This window comes from Enterobacter cloacae complex sp. IR5384 (assembly GCF_049237265.1).
GTDB classification, from domain to species: Bacteria; Pseudomonadota; Gammaproteobacteria; order Enterobacterales; family Enterobacteriaceae; genus Enterobacter; species Enterobacter cloacae.
The window spans coordinates 26,693-47,393 of sequence record NZ_JBMKHJ010000013.1; the positions used below are offsets into that span (position 1 = coordinate 26,693).

General features: G+C 55.7%; 19 protein-coding genes, 1 tRNA gene and 1 pseudogene. 11 read left to right on the forward strand and 10 right to left on the reverse strand.

Going from position 1 to position 20,701, the window contains the following annotated elements:
• Positions 1–68: 68 nt before the first annotated feature.
• From ACOTX3_RS12590 to ACOTX3_RS12605, 4 genes are all read right to left on the reverse strand, one after another.
• A complete protein-coding gene (locus ACOTX3_RS12590; RefSeq protein ID WP_005123253.1) occupies positions 69–500 on the reverse strand; it encodes a DUF6530 family protein in 432 nt (143 codons plus the stop codon).
• 256 nt (positions 501–756) lie between these two features.
• Positions 757–2,019 carry a tyrosine-type recombinase/integrase gene (locus ACOTX3_RS12595; RefSeq protein ID WP_023336677.1) on the reverse strand — a complete coding sequence of 421 codons (1,263 nt, stop codon included), beginning with the start codon at positions 2,017–2,019 and terminating at the stop codon, positions 757–759.
• Positions 2,020–2,214: 195 nt separating this feature from the next.
• Positions 2,215–2,290: transfer RNA gene (locus tag ACOTX3_RS12600), tRNA-Phe, on the reverse strand.
• 95 nt (positions 2,291–2,385) lie between these two features.
• Positions 2,386–3,099, reverse strand: a complete 714-nt coding sequence (locus ACOTX3_RS12605) for a DUF554 domain-containing protein (RefSeq protein ID WP_058678476.1) — start codon at positions 3,097–3,099, stop codon at positions 2,386–2,388.
• 182 nt (positions 3,100–3,281) lie between these two features.
• Here ACOTX3_RS12605 and ACOTX3_RS12610 point away from each other — a divergent pair, with 182 nt between their 5' ends.
• The gene (locus ACOTX3_RS12610; protein ID WP_058678477.1) at positions 3,282–5,417 is read left to right on the forward strand and encodes an ornithine decarboxylase; all 2,136 of its coding nucleotides are present in this window, start codon (positions 3,282–3,284) and stop codon (positions 5,415–5,417) included.
• A 54-nt stretch (positions 5,418–5,471) separates the two neighbouring features.
• Here the strand turns inward: ACOTX3_RS12610 and ACOTX3_RS12615 are convergent, their stop codons facing one another.
• Both ACOTX3_RS12615 and ACOTX3_RS12620 read right to left on the reverse strand, forming a co-directional pair.
• A complete protein-coding gene (locus ACOTX3_RS12615) occupies positions 5,472–6,164 on the reverse strand; it encodes a response regulator (RefSeq protein WP_058678478.1) in 693 nt (230 codons plus the stop codon).
• Positions 6,154–7,791, reverse strand: a pseudogene (locus ACOTX3_RS12620) (ATP-binding protein). Before ACOTX3_RS12620 ends, ACOTX3_RS12615 begins: the two are co-directional and overlap by 11 nt.
• Before the next feature lie 344 nt (positions 7,792–8,135).
• On the opposite strand from ACOTX3_RS12620, the gene ACOTX3_RS12625 reads away from it, so the two are divergent.
• The 8 genes from ACOTX3_RS12625 to citG are packed head-to-tail and all read left to right on the forward strand — an operon-like array spanning position 8,136 to position 15,444.
• Entirely contained in the window at positions 8,136–9,497 is a 1,362-nt protein-coding gene (locus ACOTX3_RS12625; RefSeq protein ID WP_013098685.1) for a 2-hydroxycarboxylate transporter family protein, read from the forward strand.
• A 17-nt stretch (positions 9,498–9,514) separates the two neighbouring features.
• Positions 9,515–10,378, forward strand: a complete 864-nt coding sequence (locus tag ACOTX3_RS12630; RefSeq protein WP_058678480.1) for a fumarylacetoacetate hydrolase family protein — start codon at positions 9,515–9,517, stop codon at positions 10,376–10,378.
• 10 nt (positions 10,379–10,388) lie between these two features.
• Positions 10,389–11,411 (forward strand): [citrate (pro-3S)-lyase] ligase, encoded by a 1,023-nt coding sequence (citC, locus tag ACOTX3_RS12635; protein ID WP_127869112.1) that lies wholly within the window; start codon positions 10,389–10,391, stop codon positions 11,409–11,411.
• Between the two features lie 16 nt (positions 11,412–11,427).
• Positions 11,428–11,721 (forward strand): citrate lyase acyl carrier protein, encoded by a 294-nt coding sequence (gene citD / locus ACOTX3_RS12640; RefSeq protein WP_058678482.1) that lies wholly within the window; start codon positions 11,428–11,430, stop codon positions 11,719–11,721.
• Positions 11,718–12,593, forward strand: coding sequence for a citrate (pro-3S)-lyase subunit beta (gene citE / locus ACOTX3_RS12645; RefSeq protein WP_058660737.1), 876 nt, complete (start codon positions 11,718–11,720; stop codon positions 12,591–12,593). Before citD ends, citE begins: the two co-directional genes overlap by 4 nt.
• 10 nt (positions 12,594–12,603) lie before the next feature.
• On the forward strand, positions 12,604–14,121 hold the full coding sequence (gene citF, locus ACOTX3_RS12650; protein WP_058678483.1) for a citrate lyase subunit alpha: 1,518 nt from the start codon (positions 12,604–12,606) through the stop codon (positions 14,119–14,121).
• 2 nt (positions 14,122–14,123) lie between these two features.
• Entirely contained in the window at positions 14,124–14,663 is a 540-nt protein-coding gene (gene citX, locus ACOTX3_RS12655; protein ID WP_013098679.1) for a citrate lyase holo-[acyl-carrier protein] synthase, read from the forward strand.
• Complete coding sequence (citG, locus tag ACOTX3_RS12660) at positions 14,641–15,444, forward strand: triphosphoribosyl-dephospho-CoA synthase CitG (RefSeq protein ID WP_058678484.1); 804 nt, start codon at positions 14,641–14,643, stop codon at positions 15,442–15,444. The genes citX and citG overlap by 23 nt, the downstream gene beginning before the upstream one ends.
• Before the next feature lie 33 nt (positions 15,445–15,477).
• On the opposite strand, the gene ACOTX3_RS12665 is transcribed toward citG, so the two are convergent.
• From ACOTX3_RS12665 to mutY, 4 genes are all read right to left on the reverse strand, one after another.
• The gene (locus ACOTX3_RS12665) at positions 15,478–16,734 is read right to left on the reverse strand and encodes a nucleoside permease (protein WP_013098677.1); all 1,257 of its coding nucleotides are present in this window, start codon (positions 16,732–16,734) and stop codon (positions 15,478–15,480) included.
• 288 nt (positions 16,735–17,022) lie between these two features.
• Complete coding sequence (gene mltC / locus ACOTX3_RS12670) at positions 17,023–18,099, reverse strand: membrane-bound lytic murein transglycosylase MltC (RefSeq protein WP_013098675.1); 1,077 nt, start codon at positions 18,097–18,099, stop codon at positions 17,023–17,025.
• Between the two features lie 56 nt (positions 18,100–18,155).
• The gene (locus tag ACOTX3_RS12675) at positions 18,156–18,428 is read right to left on the reverse strand and encodes an oxidative damage protection protein (RefSeq protein WP_013098674.1); all 273 of its coding nucleotides are present in this window, start codon (positions 18,426–18,428) and stop codon (positions 18,156–18,158) included.
• Between the two features lie 25 nt (positions 18,429–18,453).
• A complete protein-coding gene (gene mutY / locus ACOTX3_RS12680; RefSeq protein WP_168733707.1) occupies positions 18,454–19,506 on the reverse strand; it encodes an A/G-specific adenine glycosylase in 1,053 nt (350 codons plus the stop codon).
• Between the two features lie 144 nt (positions 19,507–19,650).
• Between mutY and trmB the strand changes: the two genes are divergently transcribed.
• Together trmB and ACOTX3_RS12690 are read left to right on the forward strand one after the other, a co-directional pair.
• Positions 19,651–20,370 carry a tRNA (guanosine(46)-N7)-methyltransferase TrmB gene (trmB, locus tag ACOTX3_RS12685; RefSeq protein WP_058678486.1) on the forward strand — a complete coding sequence of 240 codons (720 nt, stop codon included), beginning with the start codon at positions 19,651–19,653 and terminating at the stop codon, positions 20,368–20,370.
• Entirely contained in the window at positions 20,370–20,696 is a 327-nt protein-coding gene (locus ACOTX3_RS12690; protein WP_003862421.1) for a YggL family protein, read from the forward strand. The genes trmB and ACOTX3_RS12690 overlap by 1 nt, the downstream gene beginning before the upstream one ends.
• Positions 20,697–20,701 lie beyond the last annotated feature (5 nt).

Genomic DNA, 20,701 nt, shown 5'->3' on the forward strand with positions numbered 1-20,701 from the left:
ACTCACATCTTACCAATATTTGATGACAACCGGGAAGGTGTTTAACCAGCCGGATGCTTCCACAACGGTCAGTAGCCGGCCCTTTTTAATTCGACAGCAAGTCGTTTAAGACTCTCATCCAGATATCTGTGATTCTGCTTCAGCTCTTTTTTCATTAGTTCCGTGTGATGTTCCAGGTCCGGGTTATCTCCCGCCCGACTGACCGGAAAATCATCATCAGAAGACAGACGCCCATTCCTGCTGTAATCCATCACGATACAGACTAGGGTTGCAAGGTCTATCACCCTGTGCAGAGGAAGTTCTTCTGACTGCCTTGACCATTTTTCTCCGGTATTGCGCCAGACTTTAGCTGACAACTCTGTCCAGCCGGGGGAATTCCACTGCGCGATGCCGACTGACAGGCCTTTGGCATCACTGTCGTCAGCGTATGGACCATCAATACGATCATAATTTTCGACAGTAATGACAGGTTTATGTTTCAGATAAACGGGGATCTTCATGGTCAGTAGCCTCTGGATTGATATCAGATACTGCACAATTTACAAATTTTACTAAATTATAAAATTCTGTAAATGTAACATTATATGTTTGTTGTTTTAATTTAATTGGTTAAATGGTTAATGGAAAGCCGGGTATTTATCTGATTCTGTTTCGTACGGTTTGCCGTCAGTCTTTACAAAAAAAAATCCAGAAGGTGAAGCCAGCCAACCGTAAAGGCTGGATGGCTGATTACGGGGCTTATAAGTGAAATCCTGATTATCTCAGTGGATTATTGACTCTGGCGTAGTCAAAAGGAGAAACAACCTCGTGAATGTTTGCGTCGATAAAATCCCCCCACCATTGCAGCATCAGTCTTCGTTCATCCAGAAACTCCGCCTTGTGAATGTAAGCCGCCCGTACGCCATTACGCTCCTGATGGCTCATCTGACGTTCAACCGCATCTCTCGACCATAATCCTGATTCAATCAATGAACTGCAGGCCATTGTCCGGAAGCCGTGGCCACAGACCTCGACCTTCGTATCGTAACCCATAAGCCGCAGTGCGTTATTTACCGTATTTTCACTCATGGGTTTCCATGGATTATGGTCGCCGGTGAAAATCAGTTCATGCTCTCCACTGATAGTGTGGATCTGCTTCAGAATATCCAGCGCCTGAGTAGAGAGTGGTACCAGATGTTCTGTCCGCATTTTGGAGCCACGATGCGAGTACTTGACCCCGTCAATAGGTTTCCGCTCCGGAGGGATCGTCCACATGGCTTTTTCGAAGTCGATCTCAGACCATCTGGCGAAACGGAGTTCACTGGAACGGATGAAGATAAGCAGGGTGAGTTTTGTTGCCAGCCGTGTCAGAGGCTGACCCCGGTATGTATCCAGGCGTTCAAGGAGTTCTGAAATGCGGTTGAGGGCCAGGGCGGGGCGGTGCTGTCGTTTCACTGTTGTTAATGCACCAGTCATATCGACAGCGGGGTTATAGCTGATGATGCCGGACTGGGCAGCATAGCGCATGATTGCAGTGATACGTTGCTGAAGGCGGGCGGCTATCTCGTATATCTCTCTGGCTTCGGCTGCTTTAACGGGGATAAGCAAATCTGGCGTCCTGAGTGAGGTAATATCGCGTGAGCCGATGAAGGGAAACACATGAGTTTCGAGGCTTTTCAGTATCTTCTCACTATGTGAGGCAGACCATTTTTTATTGCTCTTATGCCACTGTCTTGCGATGCCTTCAAATGTCTGAGCTGTTTCGGGTACAGACTTTTTGATACGTTTCTGTTCGCACGGGTCAGTTCCCTCAGCTATCTGCTTCCTTGCCGCATCGCGTTTTTCCCTTGCTTCTGATAACGAGACTTCAGGGTAAACACCCAGAGCGAGCGTTTTCTCTTTGCCCAGAAACCGGTAGCGGAGCCGCCAGTAGCGGGAACCGTTAGGGTGAACAAGCAAAAACATGTTGCCGCTGTCGGCAAGTTTATAAGGTTTTTCATCCGGTTTAGCTGCACGGATTTTAGCGTCAGTGAGCGCCATTGGCGGTATCTCCTGATAGTAAAAGGGGTATAAATTTTATCGAATCAGACTATACCCTCAGTTGTACCCTCACAAGGGACTTGATGCGGGTTGAAGTTGATTGAGTTGGGTGGAGTTAAGGGATTGTAGAAGTGTTGATTTTTGAGGGCTTAGAATGCAAAAACGGACCTCCGTGGAGGTCCGTTGATATGAATTTGGTGCCCGGACTCGGAATCGAACCAAGGACACGGGGATTTTCAATCCCCTGCTCTACCGACTGAGCTATCCGGGCAACGGGGCGCATTAAACCCGATTCACTCTCCGCCGTCAACGAAAAATGTTGTTTTCGTCACAGGATGCACAATCTCTCACCAGTTCGTCGCAATCTTAAGCGAAAAAGTGGGTCCACAGCGCGGAAAGCGGCATGGCGAGCAGCAGGGCGGGCAGCATATTCACCACCGCGAACATCTTGATCCCGCAGATGCGCAGCCCTGTTGCCAGCAGGAGCAGACCGCCAACGGCGGTAAAATCTGCCATCATCGCGGGCGTGGTCAGCGGAAGGATCAGGGTGGCGCAGGTGGCGAGAGCCAGCTGAATCAGCAGCATTGGCACACAAATCGCGGCCACCGCGATACCGAGCGTGGTGGCAAAAATCGTAGCGGTGAAGAAATCGAGAAACGCCTTCGCGATTAAAATGCTGGGGTCACCGGTCATCCCTTCCTGCATCGAACCGAAAATCCCGGTGCCGCTGGCGCAAAAGAGAATAATGATGGCAACGTAGTTTTGAATAAACGTCTCATGGGTGCCGTGTTTGGCTTTGCCCGGACGGGCTATCAGGTTTTTCGCTTTGCTGACCGCGTTATTAATCCCCTTTTCCAGATAACAATACTCACCAATCAGCGCCCCGAGCAGAGTGGCCAACACCATAACCGGCAGGTTGGCGCATTTGATCACCAGCAGAATGCCAATCCCGAGGGAGGCCAGGCCAAAAATGGAGGGCATAGAGACGCGAATACGCTCCGGTAATCGCTGACTTAACACTGCACCGAGTACGCCGCCCAGCAATACGGCACTCGCGTTGATAAATGGCCCGATAACCACGGAAAACTCCTGTTACTTAATCATAGGTATTGCATGATTATGACACGCCAGCGCTTTTTTACGCTTAGCTTTGGGTGGTGAAGTGCATACTGATTCCTTCTTGCACCTCAAAATAAAAGGTGACATTATTGCGCGAATTTTCTCCTCCCTGTCTCACCGTTCGGTGAGGGTATATAGCGCCTATGAAAACCATGAAAATCGCCGTCAGCCGTGAGCTGGTTTCCACTGTGTCCACGCATCGCGAAAAGGTGACGCTGGATAACACTGATTTTACCGATGTGGCGGCAGTCGTCATTACGCTCGCGGAGAGTCGCAGTGGCATTCTTGCGTTGCTGAAACGCACGGGCTTTCATTTACCGGTCTATTTATTCTCGCAAGAGCCGACGGACGTGCCCGATGGCGCCACGGCTGTCATCTCGGGTAAAGCGCAGGAGTTCCTGGAACTGGAATCTGCCGCCAGCCGTTACGAAGAGAACCTGTTACCGCCGTTTTTCGACACCCTGAGCCAGTATGTTGCAATGGGCAACAGCACTTTTGCCTGTCCGGGCCACCAGCACGGGGCGTTTTTCAAAAAACACCCGGCGGGACGACAGTTCTATGACTTCTTTGGTGAGAACGTTTTTCGCGCCGATATGTGCAATGCCGACGTGAAGCTCGGCGATCTGCTGATCCACGAAGGTTCCGCCAAGCATGCGCAAAAGTTCGCCGCGAAAGTGTTCAACGCGGATAAAACCTACTTCGTGCTGAACGGTACGTCGGCGGCCAACAAGGTGGTGACCAACGCGCTGCTGACCCGTGGCGATCTGGTGCTGTTTGATCGCAATAACCACAAATCTAACCATCACGGGGCCCTGATTCAGGCGGGCGCGACGCCGGTGTATCTGGAAGCGGCGCGTAACCCGTTTGGCTTTATCGGTGGGATTGACGAACACTGCTTTGACGACGCGTACCTGCGCAATCTGATCCGCGACGTTGCGCCGGAGAAGGCAGACGAGACCCGCCCGTTCCGCCTGGCAGTGATCCAGCTTGGCACTTACGATGGCACGATCTACAACGCCCGTCAGGTGATCGACAAGATCGGCCATCTGTGCGATTACATCCTCTTTGACTCTGCCTGGGTGGGCTACGAGCAATTTATTCCGATGATGGCGGAAACCTCCCCGCTGTTGCTGGAGCTGAACGAGAACGATCCGGGCATTTTCGTGACCCAGTCGGTGCATAAACAGCAGGCCGGGTTCTCGCAAACCTCGCAGATCCATAAAAAGGATAACCACATCCGGGGCCAGGCGCGTTTCTGTCCGCACAAGCGCCTGAACAACGCATTTATGCTGCACGCCTCCACCAGCCCGTTTTATCCCCTGTTTGCGGCGCTGGATGTGAACGCAAAAATTCACGAAGGGGAGAGCGGACGCAGGCTGTGGGCGGAGTGCGTCGAGCTGGGGATTGAAGCGCGTAAGGCGATCATTGCAAATTGCCATATGATCAAACCGTTTATTCCGCCAGTGGTGGCAGGCCGTCCGTGGCAGGATCATCCAACTCAGGCCATCGCCAGCGAACGTCGCTTCTTCAGCTTTGAGCCGGGGGCAAAATGGCACGGATTTGAGGGCTATGCCCGCGATCAGTACTTTGTCGATCCGTGCAAGCTACTGCTGACCACGCCGGGCATCGATGCTGAAACCGGGGAATATACTGATTTCGGTGTTCCGGCGACCATCCTTGCGCACTATCTGCGGGAAAATGGCATCGTGCCGGAGAAGTGCGATCTGAACTCGATCCTCTTCCTGCTGACGCCTGCCGAAAGCAGCGAGAAGCTGGCGCAGCTGGTGGCGATGCTTGGCCAGTTTGAACAGCATATTGAAGATGATACGCCGCTGGCGGACGTGTTGCCGACCATCTATCAGAAATACCCGGTACGCTACCGGGATTACACGCTCCGCCAGCTGTGTCAGGAGATGCACGATCTCTACGTCAGTTTTGATGTGAAAGATCTGCAGAAGGCGATGTTCCGCAAGGAGAGCCTGCCCGCGGTGGTGATGAATCCGCAGGATGCCAATCAGGCGTACATTCGCGGGAACGTGGAGCTGGTGCGCATCCGTGATGCGCAAGGGCGCATTGCCGCCGAAGGCGCGCTACCGTATCCGCCTGGTGTACTGTGCGTGGTGCCGGGAGAAGTCTGGGGCGGGGCGGTGCAGCGTTACTTCCTGGCGCTGGAAGAGGGGATTAACCTGCTGCCGGGCTTCTCGCCGGAGCTGCAGGGCGTTTACAGCGAAAAGGATGCCGACGGGATTAAACGGCTTTATGGGTATGTATTGAGATAGTGCGGGCTGTTGCCCTCACCCTAACCCTCTCCCACAGGGAGAGGGAACTTTTCTTCAAACCGCACTACGTTTATACATCCTCCGCGGATGCCCAATCTTCCCGTACAGCATTTCCACGCTCAGAAAGCCCACCTCCACGCAGTGCTCCAGATAGCGCCGGGTGGTGGTTTTACTCAGCCCCGTTTCACTCACCACCTCATCCACCGTAAAACAGTGCGTCGCCTTGTCGTTAAACAGCGCCTGCACCCGCGCCAGTGTATTTTCCTCAATACCTTTGCTGCCGTTGTCCTGGCGGTAGTTTTTCGCCTGTAGCTGGTATAAAGAATCGACGTTCTGCTGGTCAACAATCTTCCAGACCCGCTGTTGCTCAGCAAACTGCACAAAACGCTCCAGCGACTGGCTGAGCCGCTTCCAGGAAACCGGCTTCAGGATGTAATCAAACGCCCCGTTACGAATGGCCTGGCTGCAGGTGTCCATATCGCTGGCGGCGGTGATGAAAATCACTGAACAGTTGGCGCGGGCGAGCATCGGGTTACTGATAAGGGTGATGCCTTTCCCGTCCGGCAGGTAGTTATCCAGCAACATCAGCTGCGGCTGTTTACTTTCAAGCTCAACCTGCGCTTGCGCCAGCGACGAGGCAATCCCCACCAGTCTAAGACGCGGATGTTTGCCGATCAGCTCTGCGTGCAGTTGCGCCAGTTCGTTCTCGTCTTCAACTATCAGTACGTCGATAAGTTCATGTTGCATAATCGGTATCTTCCTGTTCCTGTGCGGGATGCCGGGCGGTTCCCGTGGCGGGGATAAACAGTGAGAAAATCGCCCCCCGCGGCGTGTTATCGGCAACCTCAATTGCACCGCCAGCCTGTGTGACATAGCTTTCGATCAGATACAAACCAATGCCGTGATCGCCGCGTGTTTTGGTGGTGATGCCGCGCTCAAATATCCTGTCACGGATCTCCGGTTCAATGCCAACGCCCTGATCGGCCACTTCGATGATGAGTTCTTGTTCGCTCAGTTTTATCAGCACTTCCACAGGAGCATGCGGAAGCGGCGAGCGCTGGGTCGCTTCAATGGCGTTATCCAGCAGGTTGCCAATGATAGAAATCAGCGCCTCCTCAGGCAGCGCGAGGAACGGTCTGTCCAGACGACAGATCGGGTCGAAGTTCAGCTCGACGCCTTTCTCCCGCGCCCGCGCGGCTTTCCCCAGCAGCAGGCCGCACAGTGTCGGGGAGCTGAAGCGCGAAGAGATAAAGTCCAGCAGCTCCTGAGCGTGTTCCGACTGCGCCTGAATGTAGCCAATCGCCTCCTCGTAGCGGCCCATATGCAACAGGCCGGAGAGAGTGGTCATCCGGTTTAGCTGCTCGTGACGCATAATGCGCAGGTTATCAACATAGCGTTTAACCTGGCTGAGCTGGGCGCTGAGCGAGTCGATCTCGTTGCGATCGCGGAAGGTGATCACCCAGCCCTGCAGAGAGTTCTCAAGCATGATGCGCACCCGGCTGGCGATCACCGTGAGATCGTTAAAGCGGCAAATCTCGTCATGGGTATCTTTGGCGAGCATCGTTTGTGTTTCGAAGAACGGAACAGGATCGATTACCTCGCTTATCAGCTGCCCGCGCAGTTCCCGGGCCGGCTGGCTCAGGCCCAGCAGTTTGCGTGCCGCCTGGTTAATCACTTCTATTCGCCGTTCATCGTCAATGGCGATCACCCCTTCATAAATGGACTCCATCATCGCCTTCTGCTGGCGCACCAGCAGACCAATCTCTCGCGGCTCCAGGGAGAAAATCTGCTTCTTGATACTGCGGGTAAAGAATCAGGAGAAGATAAAAAGGGCAAGCAGTAACAGTACGGCGGCGATCAGGATGTTAACCACTTTACTGACGGTGATGGTTTCAAGATAGCTGGTGAGATAGCCTACCGAGACAATTCCCACTACCTGACCGGCATCGTTAAAAATGGGCGCTTTGCTGCGCAGCGAAATGCCTAATCCTCCCTTGCGGATAGTGGTGGTGCTTTTACCGCGCAGCACCTCTTCGTTGTCTCCGCCGACCAGCGTATGGCCCACTCTGTCCGCAAAAACGGAATGAAACAGATGCAGCCCTTTGTTATCGCCAATCACAATAAAACTGGCATCACTGTGGGTGGCTATTTTCTGCATAAAATCGTGAATGGCGTTGATATCTTTTTGTTCGACCTCTTTTCGTAATGACGGAATAAGGGCGATCTCTTCCGCCTGTATTTTTGCGCGTGCGCTCATTTCCTGATAAAGCTGTCGGCTAACGTCGACATAATAATATCCGCCCAGCAAAGCAAAAAGCACTGAGAAAAAGACAACCAGCGAAACAAACAGCTTAATCTGAAACGATACTTTCATAACAATCACGCGTGGTATCAACGAAGTTTGTCAATATATCATCTTTTTTCGCGTGGATACCCGCTTTGCCGAAAACTTGTGATCCCTTGCACAGCAAGGCCTGCAAAAGAATTATCTGAAAGGGTTTTCCCTTAAACACCACCGTGTAAATGTTATTTGTTTGTTCGGTTTAGAAAAGAAACCATAAAAACCACGGCAATAAATAAGGGGCAAATCACATTAAATAAAAGAAACCATTAAAACCATAGTCGCCATTAAAACTTCGCTTTTAATATGCCATTCCTCACATAAAGTAAGCCTTTGTGACTCTAAGCTGAACGCACAAAATAACTAAGGGGCTTATTATGAGCACAACTGACGATTCTTTCTCTGTTACCCACGACCCGATTGATATTCAGCGGCCATCGCTCAAAGAGCGCTGGTGGCATATTATGGATACCTGGAAAATCGGGATTATTCCTCTGCCGCTGTTTGTCCTGGCGGGCGCGCTGATTGCCATTGATTGTCTGGGCGGAAAACTGCCAAGCGATATCGTGGTGATGGTGGCGACGCTGGCGTTCTTCGGTTTTGCCTGCGGTGAGTTCGGCAAACGCCTGCCGATTGTCGGCAAGCTCGGCGCGGCGGCGATTTGCGCCACCTTTATCCCCTCCGCGCTGGTCTATTACGGCCTTTTGCCGGATGTGGTAGTAGAATCCACCACTAAGTTCTATAAATCCACCAACATTCTTTATCTCTACATCTGCTGCATTATTGTCGGCAGCATCATGAGCATGAACCGCACCGTGCTGATTCAGGGCTTCCTGCGCATCTTCTTCCCGATGCTGTGCGGCGAGATCGTCGGCATGCTGGTGGGGATGGGCGTGGGTCTGGCGCTGGGTCTTGAGCCGTTCCAGATCTTCTTCTTTATCATTCTGCCGATTATGGCAGGCGGCGTGGGCGAAGGGGCTATCCCGCTCTCCATCGGCTACGCCACCCTGCTGCACATGGATCAGGGCGTGGCGCTCGGTCGCGTGCTGCCGATGGTCATGCTCGGCGGGCTGACCGCTATCATCATCTCCGGCTGTCTGAACCAGCTGGGCAAGCGTTATCCACACCTGACCGGTGAAGGTCAGCTGATGCCGAACCGCGCGAATGCCGATGCCACCGTTTCTCAACCGGCGTTCTCTGGCAAAGCGGACGTCACCACCATCGCCTCCGGTGCGTTGCTGGCGGTGCTGCTCTACATGCTGGGCATGCTCGGCCACAAGCTGATTGGTCTGCCTGCGCCGGTTGGCATGCTGTTTATGGCGGTGCTGGTGAAGCTCTGCAACGGTGCCTCTCCGCGTCTGCTGGAAGGCTCTCAGGTGGTGTACAAATTCTTCCAGACCTCGGTGACCTATCCCATCCTCTTCGCGGTCGGTGTGGCGATCACCCCATGGCATGAACTGGTCGCGGCCTTCACGCTGACTAACCTGCTGGTGATTATCAGTACCGTCTCTTCACTGGTGGCGACCGGCTTCTTCGTCGGCAAAAAGATTGGTATGCACCCGATTGATGTCGCCATCGTCTCCTGCTGCCAGAGTGGCCAGGGCGGTACCGGTGACGTGGCGATCCTGACCGCAGGCAACCGTATGAGCCTGATGCCCTTCGCCCAGATTGCTACCCGTATCGGCGGCGCGATTAACGTCTCTATCTCACTGCTGATTCTGGGCAACTTCCTCGTTTAAGTTTTCAGGAAAGAACAATGAAACTCGCAAGCTTTTTATACCAGGGAAAACGCAGCTACGGCATCGTCCAGGCCGAAGGTGTGATTGATTTAGGTCGCCGTCTCGGCGACCGCTACAGCGACCTCAAAGCGCTGCTGCAGGGCAACGGGCTGGCGCAGGCCACCCGTTACCTGAACGATGCCTTGGACGTGCCGATGAGCGCCATCACCTTCTTACCGGTGATTGAGCAGCCGGAAAAAATCCTCTGCGTCGGCATGAACTACGCCGACAAGCGCAAGGAGTTTGACCAGCACAACCCGGCACCGACGCTGTTCGTGCGCTTCCCGGATTCGCAGACCGGCCACAACGAGCCGGTGCTGAAGCCGCGTCACTCCAGCGAATTCGACTACGAAGGCGAGCTGGCGGTGATCATCGGCAAGGGCGGGGAAAACATCAGCCGTGACGAGGCGCTGCGCCACGTGGCGGGCTACAGCTGCTATATGGACGGCTCCGCCCGCGACTGGCAGCACACCTGGTTTACTGCCGGTAAGAACTGGCGTCAGACCGGCGCGTTTGGCCCGTGGATGGCAACGGCCGATGAGATCCCTGACCCGCACAGGCTGGCGATCCGCACCTGGCTGAACGGCCGCATGGTGCAGGAAGATAACACCAGCAGCATGATCCACAAGGTTGCGGAGCTGATCGAGTACATCAGCACCTTTACCCGCTTAAGTCCGGGCGATGTGATCATCACCGGCTCCCCGGGCGGGGTGGGTAAAAAGCGTAATCCGCCGCTGTTTATGAAAGAGGGGGATCGCATTGAAGTGGAGATCGAGCATATCGGTCATCTGAGCAACGTGATTGTGGAAGCGCCAGCCATCGGGCTTGCGGCGGCACACTGAGAAAGGCGGCATGAACAGTCAACCCATCGATTTTCGCCACACGCTGGTGGCGAAACACCCGGAACGCTTAAGCCAGATCCGTTATCTGCTGGCAGACAGCGGCCTTGGCCTGGACAACGACATCACGCTGTTTGTCGAAGCCTGGTCCGGCGCGCAGCTGGTGGGTTGCGCCGGTCTTGCCGCCAACGTCATCAAGTGTGTGGCCGTGAACGAGCAGCTTCGCGGCGAGAACCTCAGTGCGCGCTTGCTGGCGGAGGTGCAGAATGCGGCGCTGGAGCGCGGTCATTTTCACCTCTTCCTCTGCACGCGACCGTGCAATAAGGAGCGCTTTGCGCGTAGCGGCTTCTGGCCGGTTGCCCAGAGCGGCAACAACGCCGTGCTGATGGAGAACACTCCGCAGGGGATCGAGCGTTACTGCCGTTCCCTGGGCAGGATGCGCAAGGGCGGGGAGAAGACTGGCGCGATAGTGATGAACGCCAACCCGTTCACCCTCGGCCACCGTCATCTGGTGGAGCAGGCGGCGATGCAGTGTGACGCCCTGCACCTGTTTGTGGTGCGTGAAGATGCCTCGTTCTTTCCGTTCAGCGCGCGCCTCGGAATGGTGCGTGCGGGCGTCGCGCATCTGCCAAATGTGACCGTGCACGAAGGCTCGCAGTACATCATCTCCCGCGCCACCTTCCCGGCCTACTTTTTGAAAGAGACCGGCAAAGTGCAGCAGGCGTGGAGCGAAATCGACGTGCTGATCTTCCGCGACTTTATCGCACCGGCGCTGGGCATTACCCATCGTTTTATCGGCTCTGAGCCGTTTTGCGATATCACCCGTCAGTACAACCAGACGCTGCACGCCTTGCTGAGCCCGCAGATTGAGGTGGTGGAAATGCCGCGCATCAAGGCCACCGGCAATGCCATTTCAGCGTCCGAAGTGCGCCGCTTGCTCAAGACTCAGCAGTTTTCCCGGATCCGGGAGATTGTCCCGGACTCCACCTTCGCGCACCTCGAAACACACTACCGTGCGAGTGCGGAAGTCGCTTAACTACCAGGAATTTATCATGAAAATTGTAAGGGAGGCGCTGGCCGGAACGCAGGAGTCCAGCGACCTGATGGTGAAAATTGCTCCCGCTCACGGCGAGCTGGAGATAGTCATCCACAGTGAAGTGATTAAGCAGTTTGGCGAGCAAATTTGCCAGGTGGTCAACGAGACATTGCGCGCCATGAACGTGCACCAGGGACTTATCATTATTGAAGACAAAGGGGCGCTGGACTGTGTGATCCGCGCCCGCCTGCAAAGTGCGCTTCTGCGTGCTGCCGATGAACAGGCCATTAACTGGGGGGCGCTGAAATGAGCAAACTCCGCCGCAGTATGTTGTTCCTGCCGGGCGCCAACGCCGCCATGCTTTCAACCGCGTTTATCTACCGTCCAGACTCCATCATGTTTGACCTTGAAGATGCCGTTGCTCTGCGCGAGAAAGACACCGCGCGAATGCTGGTGTTCCACGCCCTGCAGCACCCGATGTATCAGGACATCGAAACCGTGGTGCGCATAAACCCGCTGAGCACGCCGTTTGGCTTGCTGGATCTGGAAGCCGTCGTGCGTGCCGGCGTGGACGTGATCCGCCTGCCGAAAACCGACACCCCGGACGACATCTACGAGCTGGAAGGCCACCTTGAGCGTATCGAGCAGGAGTGCGGGCGCGAGGTTGGTTCCACCCGCGTGATGGCGGCGATTGAATCGGCCATTGGCGTTATCAACGCCGTGGCGATTGCCCGCAGCTCGCCGCGCTTGATTGGTATTGCACTGGCGGCTTTTGACTACGTGATGGACATGCAGACCGAGCGCGGCGACGGCACCGAGCTGTTCTACGCCCGCTGCGCCGTGCTGCACGCCGCTCGCGCAGCAGGCATCGACGCCTTCGACGTGGTGTGGTCAGACGTTAACGATGAGGCCGGATTCCTCCGCGAGGTCGATCTGATCCGCAAGATGGGCTTTAACGGCAAATCGCTGATCAACCCGCGCCAGATAGACCTGCTGCATAACGCCTACGCGCCGACCCAGGAAGAGGTGGATCACGCCCTGCGGGTGATTGAAGCGGCAGAAGAGGGCGAACGTAACGGCCTTGGCGTGGTGTCGCTCAACGGCAAGATGGTGGATGCACCGATTATTAACCACGCGCAGGTGGTGCTCGAACGCGCGGCGGCTTCCGGCGTGCGTCGGTAAGGATGACACAATGAACCAGACAGAACTTCTCCATGTGAATTTTCCCCATCTGCGGGAGTTAAAACCGTTTGATACCGCCCACAGCGCCACGCCGTGGCTGGCGGACAGCGACGCGAAACACAGCCGTAAACATTGCGCCTCCATTGAAGAGGCGGTGAGGCGTAGCGGCCTGAAGGACGGAATGACCATCTCCTTCCACCACGCGTTTCGTGAAGGCGACCGGGTGATCAACACCGTCGTGGCGCTGCTGGCGCGGATGGGCTTCAAAAACCTGACCCTCGCCTCCAGCTCGCTGATGACCTGCAACGACGCGCTGATCGAGCATATTGCAAGCGGGGTGATCGCCCGGATCTACACCTCCGGCATGCGTGGCAAGCTGGCGGATGCCATCTCCCACGGGCTGATGGACGAGCCGGTACAAATTCACTCTCACGGCGGGCGCGTAAAGCTGCTGCAGGACGGTGAGCTGAACATTGACGTGGCGTTTCTTGGCGTGCCGTGCAGCGATGAGTTTGGTAACGCCAACGGCACGCACGGGAAATCGTGCTGCGGCTCGCTGGGCTACGCGATGGTGGACGCCCATTTTGCCCGCAAGGTGGTGTTGTTGACGGAAGCGCTGGTGCCGTTCCCCAATATGCCCGCCAGCCTGGTGCAGGATCAGGTGGACTACATCGTGCAGGTGGAGAGCGTGGGCGATCCGGCAAAAATCAGCGTCGGCGCGGCGCGCGTCACCAGTAACCCGCGCGAGCTGATGATTGCCCGCTATGCGGCGGATGTGATTGAGCACTCCGGCTATTTTAAACCGGGCTTCTCGATGCAGACCGGCTCCGGCGCGGCGGCCACCGCCTGCACCCGCTTTATGGAAGAGAAGATGGAGCGCAGCGGCGTGAAGGCACGCTTTGCGCTGGGTGGCATCACCGGCAGCCTGGTAGATCTGCACGAGAAGGGGCTGATCGAAAAGCTGCTCGATACCCAGTGCTTCGACGGCCAGGCGGCGGCCTCGCTGGCGCGCAACCCGAACCACGTGGAGATCTCCACTAACGTCTACGCCAACCCCGGCAGTAAGGCGGCAAGCTGCGACCAACTGGACGTAGTGATCCTCAGCGCGCTGGAGATTGACGTCGATTTCAACGTTAACGTCATTACCGGCTCCGATGGCGTGATGCGCGGCGCGTCCGGCGGGCACTGCGACGTGGCCGCCGCGGCGAACCTGACCATCGTCGTTGCGCCGCTGCTGCGTAGCCGCATTCCGACGGTGGTGAAGCGCGTTACCACACGCCTCACGCCGGGCGAAAGCATCGACGTGCTGGTCACCGATCACGGCATTGCGGTCAACCCGGCGCGCCCGGAGATCCGCGAACGCCTCATGGAAGCAGGGCTGAAGGTTGTGGATATCAACGCCCTCTATGAGCGGGCAATTTCGCTGACAGGCGTACCGAAACCGATTGAGTTCACAGACAAAATTGTCGGGGTGATCCGCTACCGCGACGGCAGCGTGATCGACACCGTTCGACAGGTAAAGGAGTGAATATGACCATTGCGACACCCGTGCGAGCGGGTGTCAGCCTGGACGCGCTGCTGGCGGCGAAAGAGCGCCGCGCAGCCCGTCAGGCTGACTGGCTTACGCACTATCAACAACCGGTGATCTCCCTCACGCTGGTAACACCCGGGGAGATCAAAGACAGCCTGCGCTATCGCAACACCATGGGCGTGGCGTTACAAATGTGCGACCAGCTGCTGTGGGAAAACCGCTGGCAGGTGCTGGACCGCCAGGTGCTGTGGCTCCCGACCGGGCCCGAAGCGCTGTGGTGCGTGGCCCATCCCGCGGCAGAAATCAAAGCCCACTGTGCAGAGCTGGAGCAGACGCACCCGCTTGGCAGGCTGTGGGATCTGGATGTGATTTGCCCTGAAAACGGCCACGTTGGACGTCAGTCGCTGGGCTCCCATCTCAGACGCTGCCTGATTTGTGATGAACCGGCCCACGCCTGTTCCCGTTCGCGCAAACATCCTGTGGAGCAGGTGGTGGCGCGCGTGGAGAAGATGATCGATGACTGGTTTGCTCGCGACTAAACCGCGCCCGCTTGACGTCCCCGCGCTTGCCGCAGAGGCGCTGTGGCAGGAGCTGGCGCTGACACCGAAACCGGGGCTGGTGGACAGGCTCAATAACGGCTCCCATCGCGATATGGATCACGCGCTGTTTGTCCGCAGCATTATGGCGATTACGCCGTGGTTTTCGCGCTTTGCTGAGTTGGGTAACACGCATGCCGATAAACCCGCAGGCGAACAGTTACGGATCCTCCGCCCGATGGGGATGGCCTGTGAGCAGGCGATGTATGCCGCGACGAACGGGGTGAACACGCACAAAGGGGGCATTTTTGCCCTTGGTTTACTCTGCTTCGCCGCCGGGCGTGTGAAAAATATCTCCGCAGAAAGCCTCTGTTGTGAGGTGAGTAACATCTGCCACGGGCTGGTTTCGCGAGAGCTGGCCGAACGCAGCGGGCAGGCGACGGCGGGGGAGCGGCAGTTCCGGCAGTACGGCTTAACCGGCGCGCGCGGCGAGTCGGAGAGTGGTTTTGCGACGGTGCGTAAAGCGCTGGGGCAGTGGAACGGACATTCACTTCACGGCCTGCTGTTACGCCTGATGGCAATCAATCAGGACAGCAATCTGGTGTCGCGCGGCGGCATTGAGGGGCTGGGCTACGTTCAGGACTATGCGCGGGAACTGCTGGCTGACGGCTGGGATGGTGAAGCGTTGCGTAGAATGGATAACGCATTGATTGAACGCAACCTGAGCCCGGGCGGCAGCGCGGATTTGCTGTCGGTGGGGTGGGTGCTTGCTGCAATAAAATAGCCGGGTGGCGGCTTCGCCTACCCGGCACAATAATCAATGCGCGACTGGCTGTGCGCCGTGCGGTTCGCGTACATGCTTGTACTGGAACAGCACGATAAACGCGAAGAACAGCACCAGCGAGTATGCGGCGAAGATAAGCCACACTGGCTGCCAGTCGGTAATGCCGTTGGTGGTATACATCTCAACCACTTTACCGCTCACCACACCGCCCAGGATACAGCCGAAGCCGTTGGTCATCATCAGGAACATACCCTGTGCGCTGGCGCGGATTTCAGGTTTCACCTCTTTTTCCACAAACACCGAACCGGAGATGTTGAAGAAGTCGAAGGCGCAGCCGTAAACAATCATCGACAGAACCAGCAGCACGGTGCCGAACGGGCTTGGGTCGCCGTAGGCGAACAGGCCGAAGCGCAACATCCACGCGGCAATACTGATCAGCATGACGTTCTTGATGCCGTAGCGGCTCAGGAAGAACGGGATGGTCAGGATGAACAGCGTCTCAGAGATCTGCGAGATGGACATCATTACCGACGCATGTTCAACGATAAAGCTGCCTGAGAACAGCGGGTTATTATCGAAGCTGTGCAGGAAGGTATTGCCGAACATATTGGTGATTTGCAGTTCCGCGCCCAGCAGCATGGAGAAGATAAAGAAGATCGCCATGCGTTTGTTTTTAAACAGCGCGAAAGCGTCCAGGCCAAGCATGGTGCTCCAGCTCTGGTTTTTCTGCTGGTTAGATACCGGAATATGCGGCAGCGTCAGGGTAAACAGTGCCAGCACCACGGAGAGCGCCGCACCGATGTAGAGCTGCATATGGCTCAGTTCAAAGCCCGCGAAGCTCACGCCCCACATTGCCATAATAAAACCGATGGTGCCCCAGATACGGATAGGCGGGAAGTCGGTCACGATATCCATATCGGCGGATTTCAGGCGGTAGTAGGAGATGGTGTTGATCAGCCCAAGCGTTGGCATGTAGGCCAGCGAGTTAAGCAGGATCACCATAAACATCGCCCCCGGCGTGGTGACCTGGGCTGCCATAAACAGCGTGCCCGCGCCCACCAGGTGGCAAAGCATGTATAGCCATTTCGCACTCAACCATTTATCCGCCACGATCCCCAGCAGCGTTGGCATAAAGACCGCCGCGATACCCAGCGAGCTGTAGACGGCACCGATTGACGCACCATCGAACTTGAGCGTCACAAACATATAGGAGCCGAGTGTAGTCAGCCAGCTACCCCACAGGCAGAACTGCAGAAACGACAATATTTTAAGCTGCAGCTTAAGGTTCATGTTACTTTCCTCACAAGTGAGCGGGAGATATGTTGTTATAGGAACATTCAGGGTTGTTATTTGATGCAATTCTATCAGTTGGCAACGATATGTTTTGTTACCTCCCGCAAAAAAATGCAATCCACATTAATTTGCAGTTTGGATTGTGATGCAAATAACATTTTCGTATGGGTGGGGTGAGATGGGGTAGGTGCGGCCTGATGCCCTCACCCTGGCCCTCTCCCACAGGGAGAGGGAACTTGAATACCCTCTCCCTTTGGGAGAGGGCAGGGTGAGGGGTGTTATTTTCTAGCGGCGACGATAGTTCTTCTGCGCCGTATTCACCTTATACAGATAACGACGGGATTCCGCAGACGGATGGCGGGTGGTGAGGGTGGCGTAGACATCCCCCGGCGCCATGCTGTTGATGATATTTGCGGCCTGCACTTTGTCATTCGAGAAGACACGCAGCACGCTGCCTGCACCGCCGTTGTACGCGGTAATGACCGCATAACGACGTGAGGTTGGGTTATCAATCCCGCCCAGATAAACATTATTCAGCATCGCCAGATAGGCCGTACCGGTATCAATGTTGCTTTGCGGGTCAAACAGATAGCTACGGCTCGGCGTGCCCGATTTCCCCTGTGCGCGGAACACGTCTTTACCGGCGCTGTGCTGGACAACCTGCATTAGCCCCAGCGCGTCGGAACGGCTCACGGCGTACGGGTTAAAGGACGACTCGGTCTGCATGATCGCCAGGATCAGCGACTCATCCACGCCATATTTACGTGACGCCTGACGCACCATGCCCAGATACTTATGCGCACGCTTGTCGAGGTGGTTCGGCACCAGGTTAATTGTGACGCTATAAATCACTTTCAGGCCGTTGGTACGGCTTTTCAGACGCGTTTGCAGCAGATAGTCGGCGAATTTCGTGGCGCGGCCTTCCCAGCGGATTGGCTGACCGGTCTGGTCCACGACCTGACCGTACAGGAACGGCTCTTTAGAAATGGTAATGTCGTCGGCGTCGGAGTAGAGATCGATAGAACCCGGATCGTCGCCCATCAGCAGGGTTTTGATGATGGCCTGCCGTAAATGCGCCGCAGGGTCAGTCCCCGCGATGGTTTCAACCGTGATCGTACCGTCATCGAAGTTGATGTGGCTACGGGTCTGGTAGGCGTCGGTGTACTTAACGTAATCCTTAGGTCCGGCGATAAGAACTTCGTTAAATCCCCATATGTTCTCGATGTTGTGGGCAAACTGCCCCATCAAAATATCAAAACCGTTGGTGTCCTTAACCCAGGCTTCGTTGTATTCATCGCCTTTTTTTGATGAACACGAGACAAGCAACGGCGCAACAAGGGCTAGCGCTAAAATTTTTTTCATCATTCCGGGAGTGCGTGTTGTGTTTGCTTGAACGGCGGGGTTTCCCCCGCGCGCTGTTATTTTTCCGGCGGCGTATAGCCTTCGATGTGGACGTCTTTACCTTCGAACAGGAAGTTCACCATCTCCTGCTCCAGCAGCTTGCGGTGTTCCGGGTTCATCATGCTGAGTTTTTTCTCGTTAATCAGCATGGTCTGTTTTTTCTGCCACTGTCCCCAGGCTTCTTTGGAGATCTCGTTATAAATGCGCTTACCCAGTTCGCCCGGATAGAGCTGGAAGTCCTGGCCTTCAGCGTCGCGCTGCAGGAAAGTACAAAAAATGGTTCTGGCCATACTCATTCCTCTTTTTTAGCCGATGCTAAACCATTGCACCGGCACGTAATTGTTGTAACAGGCGCTCCACGGGAGCCGCCAGCCCGACTGATGGCGGTTGCGCTAAGTTATACCAGAGAGCGGTGCCTTCATCCATGCACGAGGCGAAGGAGGACACGGGAAGCCACATCGGCACAATATCCAGATGGAAATGGCTGAAAGTGTGGCGAAACGCGGTCTGCTGCGTCAGGTTATCGGCAGCAATGCCGCGCTGTTTAAGCCAGGCCCGGAGCGTGGCCTCATCTTCAAACTGTGGGAAGCAGTATAGACCACCCCAGAGGCCGCTCGGCGGGCGCTGCGCCAGAAAGACCTCGTCCCCGTGCTGCATCAACAGCATGTAACCGGTGCGCTCCGGCAGCGTCTGCTTCGGCTTTTTACCGGGATACTGCGCCCAGGAATGATTTGCGTACGCCACGCACAGGTTATTGAGCGGGCAAAGCTCGCATTTTGGTTTCGAGCGGGTGCAGACCATCGCACCGAGATCCATCATCGCCTGGTTAAACCGCTCCACGCCCTTTGCCGGGGTTACCGCTTCACTGATCTCCCACAGCCGCTTTTCGACCTCTTTTTTCCCCGGCCAGCCGTCAACCGCATAGCAACGTGCCAGCACGCGCTTCACGTTACCGTCAAGGATCGGGAAATGTTTGCCGAGGGACAGTGAGAGGATGGCACCCGCGGTGGATCGTCCGACACCGGGTAAATCCGCCACCTCGTCGAAGGTTTCCGGGAATTTACCGTTGTGGCGCGTCGCGACCTGCTGTGCGGCTTTGTGCAGATTGCGCGCGCGGGCGTAGTAGCCAAGCCCTGTCCACAGGTGCAGCACCTCGTCTAACGGCGCGTTGGCCAGATCGGTTACCGTGGGAAAGCGCGCCATAAAACGCTCAAAGTAAGGGATCACCGTGGCAACCTGCGTTTGTTGCAACATTACTTCGGAGAGCCATACTTTGTAAGGCGTTTTTTCAATTTGCCAGGGCAGGGTTTTACGCCCGTATTTGTCGTACCAGTCCAGCACCTGGGCTGAAAATTGAGAGGCTTGCATGGTCATCGATTCGTATAATCAGGGACGCCGATTGCAGCACAGCGTCAATCTGCTGTAAACCGGATCTTTCCCATGCTTGCATAGAAGCCTTAACTTTGGATAATGCCCGTTTCCCGAACATTCTCACAAGCAGACAACTCTTTTATGAAAAACGACGTCATTTCACCGGAATTTGATGAAAACGGTCGCCCGCTGCGCCGTATTCGCAGCTTTGTCCGCCGTCAGGGTCGCCTGACAAAAGGGCAGCAACACGCGCTGGACAACTACTGGCCGGTGATGGGCGTTGAGTTCAGCGAGCAGCCGCTCGACTTTGCCGACCTGTTCGGTCGCGATGCGCCAGTGACCCTGGAGATCGGCTTTGGTATGGGCACCTCGCTGGTGACCATGGCGAAAGCCCGCCCGGAGCAGAACTTCCTCGGCATAGAAGTGCATTCTCCAGGCGTTGGCGCGTGTCTGGCCACCGCCCACGAAGAGGGGGGCGAGAACTTGCGCGTGATGTGTCACGACGCGGTGGAAGTGCTGCACAAAATGATTCCTGACAATTCTTTGAACATGGTTCAGCTCTTTTTCCCTGACCCGTGGCACAAAGCACGTCATAATAAGCGCCGTATCGTTCAGGCGCCGTTTGCTGAGCTGGTAAAAAGTAAGCTGAAACTGGGCGGTGTCTTCCATATGGCGACCGACTGGGAACCGTATGCGGAACATATGCTGGAAGTGATGTCGTCTCTGGACGGGTATAAAAACCAGTCAGAGAGCAACGACTATGTACCGCGTCCGGAATCGCGTCCGGTAACGAAATTTGAACAGCGTGGCCATCGTCTTGGTCACGGCGTATGGGACTTAATGTTCGAGAGGGTGAAATAATGGCAAAGAATCGTAGCCGTCGTCTGCGTAAAAAGATGCACATCGAAGAATTCCAGGAAGTGGGCTTCTCCGTTGCCTGGCGTTTCCCGGAAGGCACCAGCGTTGAGCAGATCGATCAGGACGTTGATGCGTTCATCAACGAGGTGATCGAGCCAAACAAGCTGGCCTTCGACGGTAGCGGCTATCTGGCGTGGGAAGGTCTTATCTGCACCCAGGAAGTGGGTAAATGCACCGAAGAACATCAGGCGCTGGTACGTAAATGGCTTGAAGACCACAAGCTGGAAGATGTTCGCGTCAGCGAACTTTTCGACGTTTGGTGGGACTAATAAAG

Bases quoted from the DNA above. Each gene is read 5' to 3' on its own strand.
- ACOTX3_RS12595 (WP_023336677.1), bottom strand. From the start codon at position 2,019: ATGGCGCTCACTGACGCTAAAATCCGTGCAGCTAAACCGGATGAAAAA.
- citF (WP_058678483.1), top strand. From the start codon at position 12,604: ATGAACCAGACAGAACTTCTCCATGTGAATTTTCCCCATCTGCGGGAG.
- ACOTX3_RS12665 (WP_013098677.1), bottom strand. From the start codon at position 16,734: ATGAACCTTAAGCTGCAGCTTAAAATATTGTCGTTTCTGCAGTTCTGC.
- ACOTX3_RS12590 (WP_005123253.1), bottom strand. From the start codon at position 500: ATGAAGATCCCCGTTTATCTGAAACATAAACCTGTCATTACTGTCGAA.
- ACOTX3_RS12690 (WP_003862421.1), top strand. From the start codon at position 20,370: ATGGCAAAGAATCGTAGCCGTCGTCTGCGTAAAAAGATGCACATCGAA.
- citC (WP_127869112.1), top strand. From the start codon at position 10,389: ATGAACAGTCAACCCATCGATTTTCGCCACACGCTGGTGGCGAAACAC.
- citX (WP_013098679.1), top strand. From the start codon at position 14,124: ATGACCATTGCGACACCCGTGCGAGCGGGTGTCAGCCTGGACGCGCTG.
- citD (WP_058678482.1), top strand. From the start codon at position 11,428: ATGAAAATTGTAAGGGAGGCGCTGGCCGGAACGCAGGAGTCCAGCGAC.
- ACOTX3_RS12625 (WP_013098685.1), top strand. From the start codon at position 8,136: ATGAGCACAACTGACGATTCTTTCTCTGTTACCCACGACCCGATTGAT.
- mltC (WP_013098675.1), bottom strand. From the start codon at position 18,099: ATGAAAAAAATTTTAGCGCTAGCCCTTGTTGCGCCGTTGCTTGTCTCG.
- citG (WP_058678484.1), top strand. From the start codon at position 14,641: ATGACTGGTTTGCTCGCGACTAAACCGCGCCCGCTTGACGTCCCCGCG.
- ACOTX3_RS12610 (WP_058678477.1), top strand. From the start codon at position 3,282: ATGAAAACCATGAAAATCGCCGTCAGCCGTGAGCTGGTTTCCACTGTG.
- ACOTX3_RS12615 (WP_058678478.1), bottom strand. From the start codon at position 6,164: ATGCAACATGAACTTATCGACGTACTGATAGTTGAAGACGAGAACGAA.
- mutY (WP_168733707.1), bottom strand. From the start codon at position 19,506: ATGCAAGCCTCTCAATTTTCAGCCCAGGTGCTGGACTGGTACGACAAA.
- ACOTX3_RS12630 (WP_058678480.1), top strand. From the start codon at position 9,515: ATGAAACTCGCAAGCTTTTTATACCAGGGAAAACGCAGCTACGGCATC.
- ACOTX3_RS12675 (WP_013098674.1), bottom strand. From the start codon at position 18,428: ATGGCCAGAACCATTTTTTGTACTTTCCTGCAGCGCGACGCTGAAGGC.
- trmB (WP_058678486.1), top strand. From the start codon at position 19,651: ATGAAAAACGACGTCATTTCACCGGAATTTGATGAAAACGGTCGCCCG.
- citE (WP_058660737.1), top strand. From the start codon at position 11,718: ATGAGCAAACTCCGCCGCAGTATGTTGTTCCTGCCGGGCGCCAACGCC.